This is a genomic window from Gordonia sp. X0973 (assembly GCF_013348785.1).
In the GTDB taxonomy this organism is placed as follows: Bacteria; Actinomycetota; Actinomycetes; order Mycobacteriales; family Mycobacteriaceae; genus Gordonia.
This window is the reverse complement of the sequence record NZ_CP054691.1, coordinates 1983847-1999718: the sequence shown is the minus strand read 5'-3', so window position 1 is coordinate 1999718 and position 15872 is coordinate 1983847. Positions and strand designations below refer to the sequence as shown.

The 15872-nt window shown below is 69.4% G+C and carries 14 protein-coding genes; 13 read left to right on the top strand and 1 reads right to left on the bottom strand.

All coding sequences use genetic code 11. The features are described 5' to 3' along the window. Nucleotides 1-26: 26 nt before the first annotated feature. From metH to hisG, 7 genes are all read left to right on the top strand, one after another. The gene (metH, locus tag HUN08_RS09740) at nucleotides 27-3620 is read left to right on the top strand and encodes a methionine synthase (RefSeq protein ID WP_174900905.1); all 3594 of its coding nucleotides are present in this window, start codon (nucleotides 27-29) and stop codon (nucleotides 3618-3620) included. An 88-nt stretch (nucleotides 3621-3708) separates the two neighbouring features. Next, a complete protein-coding gene (locus HUN08_RS09735; protein WP_129624323.1) occupies nucleotides 3709-4908 on the top strand; it encodes a threonine/serine exporter family protein in 1200 nt (399 codons plus the stop codon). A 165-nt stretch (nucleotides 4909-5073) separates the two neighbouring features. Then, nucleotides 5074-5751, top strand: coding sequence for an HAD family phosphatase (locus HUN08_RS09730; RefSeq protein ID WP_301546658.1), 678 nt, complete (start codon nucleotides 5074-5076; stop codon nucleotides 5749-5751). A gap of 78 nt (nucleotides 5752-5829) precedes the next feature. Further along, nucleotides 5830-6447, top strand: a complete 618-nt coding sequence (locus HUN08_RS09725; protein ID WP_124246519.1) for a DedA family protein — start codon at nucleotides 5830-5832, stop codon at nucleotides 6445-6447. 48 nt (nucleotides 6448-6495) lie between these two features. After that, nucleotides 6496-7539 carry an esterase-like activity of phytase family protein gene (locus HUN08_RS09720; RefSeq protein WP_124246518.1) on the top strand — a complete coding sequence of 348 codons (1044 nt, stop codon included), beginning with the start codon at nucleotides 6496-6498 and terminating at the stop codon, nucleotides 7537-7539. Between the two features lie 59 nt (nucleotides 7540-7598). After that, entirely contained in the window at nucleotides 7599-7862 is a 264-nt protein-coding gene (locus tag HUN08_RS09715; protein ID WP_124246517.1) for a phosphoribosyl-ATP diphosphatase, read from the top strand. A 61-nt stretch (nucleotides 7863-7923) separates the two neighbouring features. Further along, the gene (gene hisG, locus HUN08_RS09710) at nucleotides 7924-8769 is read left to right on the top strand and encodes an ATP phosphoribosyltransferase (protein WP_124246516.1); all 846 of its coding nucleotides are present in this window, start codon (nucleotides 7924-7926) and stop codon (nucleotides 8767-8769) included. A 13-nt stretch (nucleotides 8770-8782) separates the two neighbouring features. Here the strand turns inward: hisG and HUN08_RS09705 are convergent, their stop codons facing one another. Further along, nucleotides 8783-9676 carry a thioesterase family protein gene (locus tag HUN08_RS09705; protein ID WP_301546657.1) on the bottom strand — a complete coding sequence of 298 codons (894 nt, stop codon included), beginning with the start codon at nucleotides 9674-9676 and terminating at the stop codon, nucleotides 8783-8785. Nucleotides 9677-9746: 70 nt separating this feature from the next. Here HUN08_RS09705 and HUN08_RS09700 point away from each other — a divergent pair, with 70 nt between their 5' ends. From HUN08_RS09700 to prcA, 6 genes are all read left to right on the top strand, one after another. Further along, nucleotides 9747-10628: a tRNA (adenine-N1)-methyltransferase gene (locus HUN08_RS09700; protein WP_124246514.1), complete on the top strand. Its 882-nt coding sequence runs from the start codon at nucleotides 9747-9749 to the stop codon at nucleotides 10626-10628. Between the two features lie 53 nt (nucleotides 10629-10681). Beyond that, on the top strand, nucleotides 10682-12367 hold the full coding sequence (gene arc, locus HUN08_RS09695; protein ID WP_301546985.1) for a proteasome ATPase: 1686 nt from the start codon (nucleotides 10682-10684) through the stop codon (nucleotides 12365-12367). A gap of 44 nt (nucleotides 12368-12411) precedes the next feature. Beyond that, a complete protein-coding gene (gene dop / locus HUN08_RS09690; protein WP_124246512.1) occupies nucleotides 12412-13914 on the top strand; it encodes a depupylase/deamidase Dop in 1503 nt (500 codons plus the stop codon). Nucleotides 13915-14013: 99 nt separating this feature from the next. Beyond that, complete coding sequence (locus HUN08_RS09685; RefSeq protein ID WP_124246511.1) at nucleotides 14014-14205, top strand: ubiquitin-like protein Pup; 192 nt, start codon at nucleotides 14014-14016, stop codon at nucleotides 14203-14205. Further along, on the top strand, nucleotides 14202-15053 hold the full coding sequence (gene prcB / locus HUN08_RS09680; protein ID WP_124246510.1) for a proteasome subunit beta: 852 nt from the start codon (nucleotides 14202-14204) through the stop codon (nucleotides 15051-15053). Before HUN08_RS09685 ends, prcB begins: the two co-directional genes overlap by 4 nt. Beyond that, a complete protein-coding gene (gene prcA / locus HUN08_RS09675; RefSeq protein ID WP_124246509.1) occupies nucleotides 15050-15871 on the top strand; it encodes a proteasome subunit alpha in 822 nt (273 codons plus the stop codon). Before prcB ends, prcA begins: the two co-directional genes overlap by 4 nt. The last annotated feature ends 1 nt before the right edge of the window (nucleotide 15872 follow it).

The following is a 15872-nucleotide window of genomic DNA, read 5'->3' as shown; positions in this document are numbered from 1 at the left end:
TTGGCCGGGCGAATACCCTGGAGGACATGAATGACACCTCCATCGCCGGATCGAACGCGTCCTCGGACTACGACTCCAGTCTGATGGACGCGATGGCGCGGCGGGTGTTGATCGGCGACGGGGCGATGGGCACGATGCTCCAGGCGGCCGACCTGACGCTGGACGATTTCCTCGGCCTCGAGGGCTGCAACGAGATCCTCAACGAGACCCGTCCGGACGTGCTGGCCCACATCCACCGGGCCTATTTCGAGGCCGGCGCCGACCTTGTCGAGACCAACACCTTCGGCTGCAACCAGTCCAACCTCGGCGACTACGACATCGCCGACCGGATCACCGACCTCGCCTACCGGGGGACGGCGATCGCCCGCGGCGTCGCCGACGAGATGGGCAAGACGTCCTACGGCACCGACCGCTTCGTCATCGGATCGATCGGTCCGGGCACCAAGCTTCCCAGCCTCGGCCACACGACCTTCGACGTGTTGCGCGAGGCCTACCGGCAATGCGCGGTGGGGATGCTCGACGGCGGGGCCGACGGCATCCTCGTCGAGACCGCCCAGGACCTCCTGCAGGTCAAGGCTGCCGTGATCGGCGCCCGTCGCGCGATGGCGGAGCGGGGGCGCCACATCCCGATCCTGGTCCACGTCACGGTGGAGACCACCGGCACCATGCTCCTGGGCTCCGAGATCGGCGCGGCGCTGACCTCCCTCGAGCCACTCGGCATCGACGTCATCGGCCTCAACTGCGCCACCGGCCCGGCCGAGATGAGCGAGCACCTGCGCTACCTGTCGCGGCACGCGCGCATCCCGGTGTCGGTGATGCCGAACGCCGGGCTGCCCGTCCTGGGCCCCAAGGGTGCCGAGTATCCGCTGACGCCGGAGGAATTGGCGGTCGCGCTGTCGGGTTTCGTGACCGACTACGGGCTGTCGATGGTGGGCGGCTGCTGTGGCACCACCCCCGAGCACATCCGGCAGGTCGCGCAGGCGGTCGCGGCCGTCGAGCGCGCGACGCGCGAACCCAAACACGAGTCGGCCACGTCCTCGCTCTACACGTCGGTCCCCTTCCACCAGGACGCCAGCTTCCTGGTGATCGGGGAGCGGACCAACTCCAACGGGTCCAAGGCATTCCGCGAGGCGATGATCGCGCAGGACTACCAGCACTGCCTCGACGTCGCCAAGGAGCAGACCCGCGACGGCGCCCACATGCTCGACCTCAACGTCGACTACGTCGGCCGCGACGGTGCGCTGGACATGACGGCGCTGGCCACCCGGTTCGCGACGTCGTCGACGCTGCCGATCATGATCGACTCGACCGAGCCCGAGGTCATCCGCGCCGGCCTCGAGGCCCTCGGCGGGCGCTGTGCGGTCAACTCGGTCAACTTCGAGGACGGCGACGGCCCCGGGTCGCGGTATCAGCGGATCATGGAGCTGGCCGTCGAGCACGGCGCCGCGGTCGTCGCCCTGACCATCGACGAGGAGGGGCAGGCGCGCACCGCCGACGACAAGGTGCGCATCGCCGAACGGTTGATCGCCGACATCACCACGAACTGGGGACTCGCCGAAGAGGACATCATCGTCGACGCGTTGACCTTCCCGATCTCGACCGGCCAGGAGGAGGTGCGCCGCGACGGCATCGAGACGATCGAGGCCATCCGCCGCCTCCACGAGGCACATCCGGACCTGCACTTCACCCTGGGGATCTCCAACATCTCCTTCGGGCTGAACCCGGCGGCCCGGCAGGTGCTGAACTCGGTCTTCCTGCACGAATGCGTGCAGGCGGGGTTGGACACCGCGATCGTGCACGCGTCGAAGATCCTGCCGATGGCCCGGATCCCCGACGAGCAGCGCGAGGTGGCGCTGGACCTGGTCTACGACCGTCGTCGCGAGGGCTACGACCCGCTGCAGAAGCTGATGGAGCTGTTCGAGGGGGTGTCGGCGGCGTCGGCGCGGGAGAGCCGGGCGGCCGAGCTGGCGGCGCTGCCGCTGTTCGAGCGGCTGGAGCGGCGGATCGTCGACGGGGAGCGGGCTGGACTGGAACCCGACCTCGACGAGGCGATGACCCAGGTGCCGCCGCTGGAGATCATCAACAACACGCTGCTGAACGGCATGAAGACCGTCGGCGAGCTGTTCGGCTCCGGGCAGATGCAGCTGCCCTTCGTCCTGCAGTCGGCGGAGGTCATGAAAGCGGCGGTCGCCCATCTGGAGCCGCATATGGAGTCGACCGGCGATGCGGGCAAGGGCCGCATCGTCCTGGCCACCGTCAAGGGCGACGTCCACGACATCGGCAAGAACCTCGTCGACATCATCCTGTCCAACAACGGCTACGAGGTGGTCAACCTCGGCATCAAGCAGCCGATCAACACCATCCTGGAGGCGGCGCGCGACAAGAACGCCGACGTCATCGGGATGTCGGGGCTGCTGGTGAAGTCGACGGTCGTCATGAAGGAGAACCTCGAGGAGATGAACTCCCGGGGCGCCGCGCAGTACCCGGTGCTGCTCGGCGGCGCCGCCCTGACCCGCGCCTACGTGGAGAACGACCTCACCGAGACCTACGAGGGCGACGTCCACTACGCGCGCGACGCATTCGAGGGACTGCGCCTGATGGACGACATCATGGCGGTCAAACGCGGCGAGGGACCGGCCCCGGACAGCGCGGAGGCACTCGCGGCCAAGGAGAAGGCCGCCGAGCGCAAAGCCCGCCACGAGCGGTCGAAGAAGATCGCCGCCAAGCGCAAGGCCGCCGAGGTCCCCGTCGAGGTGCCCGCGCGCTCCGACGTCGCCGCCGACAACGAGATCCCCGTGCCGCCGTTCTGGGGCAGCCGGATCGTCAAGGGGATCCCCGTCGCGGAATACCTGCAGACCCTCGACGAGCGGGCGCTCTTCCTGGGCCAGTGGGGATTGCGCGGCGCGCGTGGCGGCGAGGGGCCGAGCTACGAGGAGCTGGTCGAGACCGAGGGCCGTCCGCGGCTGCGCTACTGGATCGACCGGCTCGCCACCGAGGGCATCCTTGCCCACGCCGCCGTCGTCTACGGCTACTTCCCCGCGGTCAGCGAGGGGGACACCGTGCACGTGCTGACCGAGCCGGACCCGGCCGCGCCGGTACGCGTCAGCATGACCTTCCCGCGCCAGCAGCGGCCGCGGTTCCTCTGCATCGCCGACTTCATCGCATCGCGGGAGGCGGCCGTGGAGGCGGGGAAGACCGATGTCCTGCCGATGCAGCTGGTGACGATGGGCACCGAGATCGCCGACTTCGCCAACAAACTGTTCGCCGCGAACGCCTACCGCGACTACCTGGAGGTCCACGGCATCAGCGTTCAGCTGACCGAGGCGCTCGCCGAGTATTGGCACCAGCGGGTGCGCTCGGAGCTGGCCTTCGCCGACGGTTCCATGGCCGCGCAGGACCCCGACGACCCGCAGGGGTTCTTCGACCTCGAGTACCGCGGCGCACGCTACTCCTTCGGTTATGGCGCCTGCCCCAACCTGGAGGACCGCGCGCATATAGTCGACCTGCTCGATTCCGAGCGGATCGGCGTCACGCTGTCGGAGGAGTTGCAGCTGCACCCGGAGCAGTCGACCGACGCCTTCGTCCTGCACCACCCCGAGGCCAAGTACTTCAACACCTGAGACCGGTGCCGTCGGGGCGGGTCGGCGTCTAACCCCGGCCAGGTGAAGCGGGGTTCGACGGCGCGGCGGAGCCTGGTTTGCTGGCACGGTGAGCACCGTCGAGGAGAACCAGCGCTTCGTCACGCGGTTGGGGGCATCGCTGATGGCGACGATCGCGCCGTCGCCGACGGTGGATCAGACGCTGGCGGAGGTGGGTGAGAAGTACGGCGTGCGCGGGCAGAGCGCCGTGCTGCCGCGCGGGGCGATCACGATCGACCGCGCCGCCGGGTCGGTGGTCTTCGAGAAGAAGCCCCGCGAATACCGGTTGGACCAGACCGAAGCGGTGCTCGACCTGGTCGGTCGAGCCGGGGCGGGCGAGGTCACCGCCGGTCAGGGCCTCGCGCGACTCGACGAGATCGACGCGATGCGCCCGTCGGTGGGCGCGGCGGGCCGGTTCCTCGGCATCGTGCTGATCATCGTGGGCCTGTGCCTCAACCAGAATCCCGGGCTGCACGAGCTGATCGTCGCGGCGGCCCTGTCCGTCGTCACCGCCGCCGTGTCGACCTCGTTGTCCCACTGGGGTTCGCTGTCGTTGTTCAGCTCGACCTTCGTCGCATTCGTCGCCACCCTGCCGGTCGCCGTCTTGACGTCGGCGGGGTATCTGCACGTACCCGCCCAGGTCATCGTCCCGCTGTTGGCGCTGTTCACCCAGGGGGCCGCGCTGACCATCGCGATCCTGGAGATCTCGATGGGCGCCATGCAGACCGGGGTGAACCGGTTGATCGGGAGCATCCTGCAACTGTTCCTGCTGGCCTTCGGAATCATCGTCGCCGTCTCCATCGCCCCGACGCCGCATCCGACCCTCACCGGTGCCGACGCGGAGCTGCCGATCGGGATCCGGTTCGCCGGGGTCCTCCTCTACGCGATCGGCGCCTGCCTGGCGTTCTGTGCGCCGCGCGCCGCCTTCGGCTGGCTGTTCCTGGTGATCGTCGTGTCCTGGGCCGTGCAGGCCGGACTCGCGGAAGTGGTGCCCAACGGGTATGCCCCGTCGTTCGTCGGCGCCCTCGTCGGCGTCGCCGTCGCGGAACTGGTCCACCGGTATCTGTCCGGCCCGGCAGCCCTGGTCAGCCTCAACCAGATCTTCCGCATCCTCGCGCCCGGCGGGCTGACCCTGCTGGGCGTCACGTCGGCGACGACCCACGGCTCGATCGGCGGCACCGCCGACATCGGGCACCTGGTGTTCACCTTCATCGCCGTCGCCCTCGGTATGGCCGCCGGCCACGTTCTCACCGACCTGCGCACCGCGTGACCGCTCCTCCCGCACTTTTCCCTTCCTCCCGCCGAAACTCCGTCGGGAGGAGGGGAAAGTGCGGGAGGAAGGCGGCAATACGTGCGCTGGGTCTCGGAGTCGTCGGGCGTGTGATGTGCGCCCGCCGCGCGGCATCCACGCGGTGATCAGTGCGATGATTCGACGGTGAGCACCAATCTTCCGGCCGCGATCTTGTGGGATATGGACGGCACCCTCGTCGACACCGAGCCCATCTGGGACGTCGCGATGCGCGACCTCGCCGTGCGCCACGGCGTGGTGATGGACGAGCAGCTGCGCGCCTCCACCCTGGGTAACTCCCTCCCCGACGCGCTCGCGCGGATCCATGACGCTGCGCAGATCCCGCTCGACGACCGCGACACCGCCGGTGACGGGAGGTGGCTGCTCGACCACACGGCCGAATTGTTCGCGCGCGGGCTGGAGTGGCAGCCGGGGGCGCGCGACGCCCTCGACGCGGTGGCCGACGCCGGGATCGCGATGGTGCTGGTCACCAACACGGTGCGCGAACTCACCGAAACGGTGCTGGAGACCATCGGGCGCAGCCGGTTCAGTGCGACGGTCTGCGGCGACGAGGTGCCGATGGGTAAACCGGCCCCGTTCCCGTATCTGCACGCCGCCGACGTACTGGGCTACGAGCCGCGTGCCTGTCTGGTCGTCGAGGATTCGCCGACCGGGGCCGCTTCCGCAGCCGCCGCCGGTTGTCCCGCGCTGATCGTGCCGTCGGCGGTACCGGTCGAGCCAGGTCCTGGTCGGGTCTTCCGCGATTCCCTGGTCGGCATCGGCGTGGACGGGCTTGCCGACGCGTGGCGGAGCGCACTTGTGTGACCGCGCGGTGGAGCGCCCCGGCCCACCGGTAACCCGCCGTTCACCACTGCGACGCCCGGCCACGGAATAGTCGGGAACGTGAACCCCTTCGACGCGACCGGATTCGTCGGCTCAGCCGGGCTGATCGGCCTGCTGGTGCTGCTGTTCATCGAGACCGGGCTGCTGGTCGGCTTCATCTTCCCCGGTGACTCCTTGCTGTTCGCGGCCGGATTGTTCGCCGCTCAGCCGCAGCCGTTCGCCCCGTTGTGGCTGCTGCTCATCGCGTTGCCGGTGGCGTCGATCGCCGGGGACCAGTGCGGCTATCTGATCGGCAAGCACCTGGGGCCGCGCGCGCTGCAGACGCGGATGATGAGATTCATCGGCGACGAGCCGGTACGGCGGACCAATCGCTTCTTCGACCGGTACGGCCCGGTCACCGTGGTGTTCGCCCGGTTCATCGGCATCGTGCGGACGCTGGTGCCGCTGATGGCGGGGCTGTCCCGGATGGACCGGGCGCGATTCACGATCTATTCCGTACTCGGATCCATTCTGTGGTGTTCGTCGCTGCTGACCCTGGGCTATTTCCTCGGCGGGGTGCCGATGCTGCGCGACAACCTGGAACTGCTCTTCATCGGGTCGGCGTTGAGCGTCGTCATCCCGATGGCGATCACCCTGGCCCGCGGACGTCGGAGCCGGGCCGCGCAGAAAGACGGATAGCCGCCGCGCGGACCGGCAGTGCCCGGGCACCCGTAACCTGGGCGGGTCATGCCTCTGAAGTCGTCTCACCTCTCGGTCGTCGTCGCGCTGATCCTCGTCGGCCTCGGATACCGTGCCGCCCCGGCGGCCGCCGTGCCGCCCGGCGCGTGTTCCCCGTCGGTGGTGGCCGTCGGCTATTCCGACGCCCTCGACAAGCGCGACGCCTACGGCGACCGCATCGGCGGGCTGTCCGCGCTGGCCCACGACCCGGGTGGGAACCGCTACCTCGCCCTGCCCGACCATGTCCGGTCCACCGCGCTGGTGTGGCCGCTGACCGGTGTCGACGAGCTTCCGGTGGCCCGACCGCGGGTCGCCGGGCCGCCCATCCGCCTCAGGGGACGCGACGGTCTGCCGCTTCCCGGACGGGCCGACGACGAGGGGCTGGCCGTCCTGTCAGACGGCTCGTTGGCGGTCAGCTCCGAGAACGGACCGAGGGTCACCGTCTTCGGTGGAAACGGGCAGTGGCGCCAAGACGTTGCGATCCCGGCGCCGTTCGCGACCGCCCCGACGGGCGGCGCCGTGCCCAACGGCAGTCTCGAAGGGTTGACCGCGACGCCGTCGGGGGATCGGCTGATCGCCGCGATGGAGAAGCCGCTGCTGGGCGACGACCAGCGCACGCTGCGCTTCCTCGACTACCACCGGGGCCGCGACGGGAGGTTCGTGTTCTCCCGCGAACTGCTCTACCGGCCCGGCCCCGGGATGCGCGTCGCCGACATCGCCGCCTACCGGGATGACCGGATCGTGGTCCTCGAGGCGGCCTTCGTCCCGGGGCGGGGCAACAGCGCGGTGCTGACGACCGCGGTCGTCGGACCCGCCGGTGGCACCGTCAGCCCACGACGGCTCCACCGTCGATTCCTCGCCGACCTGGCCCGCTGTCCGACGCTCGGGGCGCGCAGCCGCGAACCGCAGGTCGACCCGCTGCTGGACAACTACGAGGGGATCGCCGTCGTGTCCGCACCCGGCGGCTACCGCATCCACCTGATCTCCGACGACAACTACTCGCCGCGGCAGACCACGCGTCTACTCGGTTTGTGGGCGCAGTTGCCCGACTGAATCGACGAGTGGTCGGCTGAGTGGAACCGGGGCGTCGCCGCGTGGGAAGATGGGCAACCGTGAAGACCTTCGAGGAGTTGTTCGCCGAACTGGGCGAGAAAGCGCAGACCAGGCCCGCCGGGAGCGGGACGGTCGCGGCACTCGACTCGGGCATCCACACGTTGGGGAAGAAGATCATCGAAGAGGCCGGCGAGGTGTGGCTCGCCGCCGAACACGAGTCCGACGAGTCGTTGGGCGAGGAGATTTCCCAGTTGCTCTACTGGCTGCAGGTGATGATGATCAAACGCGGGTTGGAACTGACGGACGTGTACCGACACCTGTAGCCGTTTCGACGGCCCGCCCCCGCATCCAGCTGACGTTCTCCGACGAAAAGGACCCCATCTCATGCTGCGCGTAGCAGTCCCCAACAAGGGGGCGCTCTCCGAATCGGCCGGCGCCGTGCTCGCCGAGGCCGGATACCGCAAGCGCTCCGACTCCAAAGACCTCACCGTCCTCGACACCGCCAACGACGTCGAATTCTTCTTCCTGCGCCCCAAAGACATCGCCATCTACGTCGGGCAGGGCACCCTCGACCTCGGCATCACCGGCCGTGACCTGGCCGCCGACTCCGGCGCCCAGGTCGACGAGCAGCTGGCGATGGGATTCGGCTCGTCGACCTTCCGCTATGCCGCACCAGCGGGCCAGACCTGGACGGTCGCCGACCTTGCGGGCAAGCGCGTCGCCACGTCGTATCCGGCGCTGGTGCGCGCGGATCTCGCGGGCCGCGGCATCGAGGCGGAGATCATCCGGCTCGACGGGGCCGTCGAGATCTCCATCCAGCTCGGCGTCGCCGACGCGATCGCCGACGTCGTCGGATCGGGTCGCACGCTGCGGCAGCACAACCTGGTCGCCTTCGGCGACTCGCTCTGCGACTCGGAGGGCGTGCTGGTGTCGCGGTCGGGGGCGGAACTGGACAAGCCGGCGCGGCAGTTCGTCGCGCGTGTGCAGGGCGTGGTGTTCGGCCAGCAGTACGTGATGATCGACTACGACTGCCCGAAGGCGCTGCTCGACCGGGCCTCCCAGCTCACGCCGGGCCTGGAGTCGCCGACGGTCGCCCCGATGGCCGACCCGGACTGGGTGGCGGTGCGCGCGATGGTGCCGCGTCGCGACCACCAGAACCTCATGGACGAGCTCGCCGAGTTGGGCGCCAAGGCGATTCTCGCCACCGATATCCGGTCCTGCCGGTTCTGAACGCCGCCGCCGATCAGCCCCGACCGAACATCGGTGGGCTGATCAGTACCGTTTGCGCGGTGCGGGCGACATAGCCCTGCTCGTCGTACAGGTCGCCGAGGGTGGCGCCGAACCCCTCCGGCCCGATCGCGAGGTCGGAGTCGATGGCGATCCACGACCCGACCGGGCGTCGCAACAGGTGGATCGTCGTGTCGGTGTTCATCCACGTCCACTGCCGCGGGTCCAAGGTGGTGCCGACACCGTTCGCGACATCCGCGACGATCGCCAGCGAATCGAGCGCGTCGGTCTCCTCGCCGGCGACCAACGGCACCAGCGGACGGATCCACACGGCACCGGTCGTCCCGTTGCGGCCGTCGACCCACGCCGTCTCGGTGCTGCCGATGAATCCGATGGTGCCCCAGTCCACCCCGGCGGTGGTCTGCGGAGTCACCCCGCGGACGATCTCCAACTCGGCGGGCCCGGGCGTCATCGGCGGCTGCGGCGGATGTGCGATCGCCGACGAGGATTCGCCGTGCAGCTGCCAGGCCCGGGCCGTCGCGGCGGTGCGATAGTCGCCGTCCTCCTGCTTGGTCTGCAGCTGCGCCTCCAGCAGGCTGATCTGGCGCCCCGGACGGATGACCGATGCCCGCACCCGATTGGTGCCGAATCCGACCGGGCCGAGGATGTCGGTGGTGATCCGCGAGAAGGCGACCTCGCTCGTGGCTTGATTCGGTCCGCTCCCGGCACCGGCCGCGCGGCGCAGCGCGCGGGTCAGCAGGCCCGCGGGCGGCCCGCCGTGCTGGATCGTCGACGTCCACACCGAGGCCGTCGAGCGAGTCGGGGTGAAGTATTCCCAGCCGCCACCCGCTTGCGGGTCGTCGGCGGCGATCGGGAGATAATAGGGCTCGTCCGCGATGTGCTGGTTCACCCTGCCCACGATATCGAGTGACGCGACCGACGCCCCGAGCACTGCCCGACCGATGTCAAGGAGAACCGCCATGCCGACCACCGGACCGTTCGAGGTCGGAGACCGGGTCCAACTCACCGACTCGAAGTCGCGCAAGTTCACGGTGGTGCTGGAACCGGGCAAGTTCTTCCACACCCACCGCGGCGCCATCTCCCACGACGACCTGATCGGATCACCCGAGGGCTGCGTCGTCTCGGCGACCAGCGGGACCGAATATCTCGCGCTCCGGCCGCTGCTGACCGATTTCGTCCTGTCCATGCCGCGCGGGGCGCAGGTGATCTACCCGAAGGACTCGGCGCAGATCATCACCGAGGGCGACATCCACCCGGGCTGCCGCGTCATCGAGGCGGGTGCCGGCTCCGGGGCGCTGACCTGCGGCCTCCTGCGCGCGGTCGGCTCGGAGGGCTCGGTTCTCTCCTATGAGATCCGCGACGACCACGCCGACTACGCGAAGAAGAACGTCGAGACCTTTTTCGCCGGTGCCCCGGACAACTGGGAACTGCGCGTCGGCGACCTGGCCGAGCACGACCCCGCCGATCAGGCCGACCGCCTCATCCTGGACATGGTGGCCCCGTGGGAGCCGCTGGAGACGGTGAAGCGGACGCTCAAGCCGGGCGGCGTCCTCGTCGTCTACGTGGCGACGGTGACCCAGCTGTCGCGCATCATCGAAGCGCTGCGCGACCAGGAGTGCTGGACCGAGCCCAGGGCCTGGGAGACGCTGGTGCGCGAGTGGAGCGCCGTCGGCCTGGCCGTTCGCCCCGAGCACCGCATGCAGGGCCACACCGCCTTCCTCATCACCGCACGCCGCCTCGCCGACGGTCAGACCACCCTGCGCCCGCACCGCCGTCCGACCGGCGGGGCGAAGAAGGCCGCCGCGACCGGCCCGGGCGAGGTTGAAGGCGTCGGCGAGTGATCGCCGGGTAGCGTGGAGTCAGGGCGAGAGGAGTCGTTGTGACGAACGAATACGTGGGTGGTAACCGGGGGACCGGCGGGTCGGCCCCGACCGGCACCGCCGAGCAGCTGCAGGAGCGGGTGGACAACCTCTCGGCGCGCAACGCGAAGCTTCTGGACACCCTCAAAGAGGCCCGTCAGCAATTGGTCGCGCTGCGCGAGGAGGTGGACCGTCTCGGCCAGCCGCCGAGCGGCTACGGCGTGTTGCAGGCGCTCTACCCCGACGACGCGACCGTCGACGTTTTCACCTCGGGACGCAAGATGCGCCTGACGGTGTCGCCGAACCTGGACGTCGCGCAGATGCGGGTCGGGCAGACGCTGCGCCTCAACGAGGCGCTCACCGTCGTCGAAGAGTGTGATTTCGACGTCTCCGGCGAGATCGCGACGCTGCGCGAGGTGCTCGCCGACGGGGAGCGCGCACTCGTCGTCGGACATGCCGACGAGGAGCGGGTCATCGTGCTCGCCGAGCCGCTGCGCCCGACCGACGACCCCGACGAGCGGCGGCGCAAGCTGCGCCCGGGTGATTCGCTGCTGATCGACAACAAGGCCGGCGTCGCCTTCGAGCGCATCCCCAAGGCCGAGGTCGAGGATCTGGTGCTGGAGGAGGTCCCCGACGTCGACTACTCCGACATCGGCGGGCTGGGACGTCAGATCGAGCAGATCCGCGACGCCGTGGAGTTGCCGTTCCTGCACAAGGAGCTGTTCAAGGAGTATTCGTTGCGGCCGCCCAAGGGTGTGCTGCTCTACGGTCCCCCCGGTTGTGGCAAGACGCTGATCGCCAAGGCCGTCGCCAACTCCCTGGCCCGCAAGATGGCCGAGGCGCGCGGCGACGACGCCCACGAGGCCAAGTCGTACTTCCTCAACATCAAGGGCCCGGAACTGCTGAACAAGTTCGTCGGCGAGACCGAGCGCCACATCCGGCTGATCTTCCAGCGGGCGCGCGAAAAGGCCTCCGAGGGCACGCCGGTCATCGTCTTCTTCGACGAGATGGACTCGATCTTCCGCACCCGCGGCTCGGGCGTGTCCTCCGACGTGGAGACGACCGTGGTCCCGCAGCTGCTCAGCGAGATCGACGGGGTGGAGGGTCTGGAGAACGTCATCGTCATCGGCGCCTCCAACCGCGAGGACATGATCGACCCGGCCATCCTGCGGCCCGGCCGCCTGGACGTGAAGATCAAGATCGAGCGGCCCGACGCGGAGTCGGCCATCGACATCTTCAGCAAGTACCTCACCGAGGACCTGCCGATCCACCCCGACGACGTGGCCGAGTTCGACGGCGACCGCGCGGCCTGCGTGCGGGCGATGATCGAGCGGGTCGTCGACCGGATGTACGCCGAGAGCGAGGACAACCGATTCCTCGAGGTCACCTATGCCAACGGTGACAAGGAAGTCATGTACTTCAAGGACTTCAACTCGGGTGCGATGATCCAGAACGTCGTCGACCGGGCGAAGAAGTACGCCATCAAGGCGCAGTTGGAGTCGGGTCAGCCCGGGTTGCGGATCGGCCACCTGCTGGATTCGATCCTCGACGAGTTCGCCGAGAACGAGGACCTGCCCAACACCACCAACCCCGACGACTGGGCGCGGATCTCGGGCAAGAAGGGCGAGCGGATCGTGTACATCCGCACCTTGGTCACCGGCAAGAGTGCCGGGGCGAGCCGGGCGATCGACACCGAGACGTCGACCGGGCAGTACCTCTAATGCCCGCCGCCACCGTTCGCGGCGGCGGTTACTAGGCTGGCCCCATGCAGCGAATCATCGGGGTCGAGGTCGAATACGGGATTTCCGCACCGGGGGATCCGTCGGCGAACCCGATCATGACCTCCACCCAGGCGGTTCTCGCGTACGCGGCTGCCGCCGGCGTCCCGCGGGCCAAGCGCACCCGCTGGGATTACGAGGTGGAGTCGCCGATGCGCGACGCCCGCGGCTTCGACCTCGGGCGCAGCAGCGGTCCGGCGCCGATCATCGACGCCGACGAGATCGGTGCGGCGAACATGATCCTGACCAACGGTGCGCGGCTCTACGTCGACCACGCGCATCCGGAGTACTCCGCGCCCGAGGTCACCGATCCGATGGACGCGGTGATCTGGGACAAGGCGGGGGAGCGCGTCATGGAGGCCGCCGCCCGCCACGCGGCGAGCGTCCCCGGTGCCCCGCGCCTACAGCTGTACAAGAACAACATCGACGGCAAGGGCGCCTCCTACGGGACCCACGAGAACTATCTGATGAGCCGCGACACGCCGTTCAGCGACGTCGTCACCGGGCTGACGCCGTTCTTCGCGTCGCGCCAGGTGTTCTGCGGATCGGGTCGCGTCGGAATCGGCCAATCCGGTGACGAGGCCGGGTTCCAGCTCTCCCAGCGCGCCGACTACATCGAGGTCGAGGTGGGCCTGGAGACCACCCTCAAGCGCGGCATCATCAACACCCGCGACGAGCCGCACTCCGACCCCGAGCGCTACCGCCGGCTGCACGTCATCATCGGCGACGCCAACCTCGCCGAAACCGCGACCTATCTCAAGGTCGGGACGACCTCGCTGGTGCTCGACCTCATCGAGGCGGGGGTCGACCTCTCCGACCTCGAACTCGCGCGCCCGGTCGCCGCCGTCCACGCCATCAGCCACGACCCGACGCTGGCGGCCACGGTCGCCCTCGCCGACGGCCGCGAGATGACCGGCCTGGCGATCCAGCGCGAATACCTCGCGCGGTGCCAGGCCTTCCACGACCTGCACCACTCCGACGACGAGTCGGCCGCCCGGGTGCTCACCACCTGGGCCGACGTGCTGGACCGGTTGGAGCGCGACCCGATGGAATGCGCCGGCATCCTCGACTGGCCGGCGAAGCTGCGGCTGCTCGAAGGATTCCGCCAGCGCGAGGGCCTCGGCTGGTCCGCACCGCGGCTGGCGCTCATCGACCTGCAGTACAGCGACGTGCGCCTGGACAAGGGCCTGTACAACCGCCTCGTCGCCCGCGGTTCGATGAAACGCCTCGTCGACGAGGCACAGGTGATGGCGGCGGTCACCTCGCCGCCGCCGGACACCCGGGCCTACTTCCGGGGCGAGTGCCTGCGCCGCTTCGGCGCCGACATCGCCGCGGCCAGCTGGGATTCGGTCATCTTCGACCTGGGCGGGGATTCCCTCATCCGGATTCCGACGCTGGAACCGTTGCGCGGCAGCCGTTCCCACGTCGGCGAGCTGCTCGACTCGGTCAACTCGGCCGCCGAACTGGTGGACCAATTGACCGCGAAGTAGCCGGGAGGCAACGGGCAGGTTCGGATAGGGTGGAACCTGATTCGTGTGATCCGGCCGCCGGGAGCGCCAGCGAGCGGGGCCGATGTGAATGGAGGCGGCATGGCGCAGGAACAGAAACGATCCGGCGGGGGCGGCGACGACGGCGACCTCGGTCCCGACGGCTCGGCCGGTCAGGAGCGCCGCGAGAAGCTCGCCGAAGACACCGACGATCTGCTCGACGAGATCGACGACGTGTTGGAGGAGAACGCCGAGGACTTCGTGCGCGCCTACGTGCAGAAGGGCGGCCAGTGAGTCGGTCCCACGGCCCGGACATCTCCTCGTTCACCGATTACCTTGCCGGCCACGCGCCCGAGCTGCTGCCCGGTCGTCGCATCGAGCGGCACGGCGTGACACCGGGCGCGGCCGACTCGGTTCCGCACGGCACGACGATCGTCGCCGTCGCCTATGCCGGCGGCGTGGTGATCGCCGGTGATCGGCGGGCCACGATGGGCAACATGATCGCCACCCGCGACATCCAGAAGGTGTTCATCACCGACGACTATTCCGCCGCGGGTATCGCGGGTACCGCGGGGATTGCCGTGGAGATGGTCCGCCTGTTCGCCGTGGAACTCGAACACTACGAGAAGATCGAGGGCGTCTCCCTCACCCTCGACGGCAAGGTGTCGCGGATGGCGGCGATGGTGCGGGGCAACCTGGGGGCGGCCATGCAGGGCCTCGCCGCGATCCCGCTGCTCGTCGGATTCGATTCCGACGCCGCCCCGACCGCACGCGGTCGGATCTTCTCCTTCGACATGGCCGGGGACCGCCACGAGGAATTCGGCGGCTACCAGGCGATCGGCTCCGGCTCGGTGTTCGCCAAGTCCTCGCTCAAGAAGCTCTACCGGGGCGATTTGAGCGCCGAGGAAGCATTGGCGATCGCGGTGGAGGCGCTCTACGACGCCGCCGACGACGACTCGGCCACAGCCGGGCCGGACCCGGTGCGCAAGATCTTCCCGACCGCGGTGACGGTCGGTCCCGACGGTGCCAGCGAGGTGCCAGAGCCGCTGATCGAGGCTGCGGCCGCCGGCATCGTGGCCGGTCGTGAGGAGCGCTACGCGGCCGACCGGCGCGAGAGCGGCGAGACGGGGGAGCAGCGATGACCTTCCCGTATTACGCCAGTGCCGAGCAGATCATGCGCGACCGCTCCGAGCTGGCGCGCAAGGGCATCGCGCGGGGCCGCAGCGTCGTCACCCTGACCTACGCCGACGGCGTGCTGTTCGTCGCGGAGAACCCGTCGAACACGCTGCGCAAGGTGTCGGAGATCTACGACCGGATCGGGTTCGCGGCCGTCGGCAAATACAACGAATTCGAGAGCCTGCGCCGCGCCGGCATCCAGTTGGCGGATCTGCGCGGCTACAGCTACGACCGCGCCGACGTCAGCGGACTCTCCCTGGCCAACGCGTATGCGACGACGTTGGGCACGGTGTTCACCGAGCAGCCCAAGCCGTACGAGGTCGAGCTGTGCGTCGCCGAGGTCGCCAAGCCGGGGAGGGACACGCCGTCGCAGCTGTACCGCATCGGCTATGACGGGTCCGTCGTCGACGAGACCCGGTTCCTGGTGATGGGCGGGCACACCGATGCGATCACCGCGACGCTGGGCGAATCATTCGAGCCGGGCCTCGACCTGACCGCGGCGCTGCGACTGGCCGTCGTGGCCTTGGCCAACCCCGTGGCACCTCCGGCCGCCGACACCGGTGCGGCCCGCGGCAACGGGTCCAACGGCGGTTCCGGTGAGACCCCGGCACCGTCGCCGCGCGAGCTGACCGCGGGCGAGCTGGAGGTCGCGGTACTCGACCGGACCCGGCCGCGCCGGGCCTTCCGGCGCCTCGGGCACGAGGAGGTCGCCGGTCTGCTCGACGGCGGGGACAAGGGCGGCAGGTCCGGCGGCGGCACGGGCGAGACGAGCGGGAAGGCCTGAG

What these genes read in the sequence shown, in the direction of transcription:
- metH (WP_174900905.1), top strand. Translation starts at nt 27, where the DNA reads ATGAATGACACCTCCATCGCCGGATCGAACGCGTCCTCGGACTACGAC.
- HUN08_RS09720 (WP_124246518.1), top strand. Translation starts at nt 6,496, where the DNA reads ATGCCTCTGAAGTCGTCTCACCTCTCGGTCGTCGTCGCGCTGATCCTC.
- hisG (WP_124246516.1), top strand. Translation starts at nt 7,924, where the DNA reads ATGCTGCGCGTAGCAGTCCCCAACAAGGGGGCGCTCTCCGAATCGGCC.
- HUN08_RS09700 (WP_124246514.1), top strand. Translation starts at nt 9,747, where the DNA reads ATGCCGACCACCGGACCGTTCGAGGTCGGAGACCGGGTCCAACTCACC.
- dop (WP_124246512.1), top strand. Translation starts at nt 12,412, where the DNA reads ATGCAGCGAATCATCGGGGTCGAGGTCGAATACGGGATTTCCGCACCG.
- HUN08_RS09685 (WP_124246511.1), top strand. Translation starts at nt 14,014, where the DNA reads ATGGCGCAGGAACAGAAACGATCCGGCGGGGGCGGCGACGACGGCGAC.
- prcA (WP_124246509.1), top strand. Translation starts at nt 15,050, where the DNA reads ATGACCTTCCCGTATTACGCCAGTGCCGAGCAGATCATGCGCGACCGC.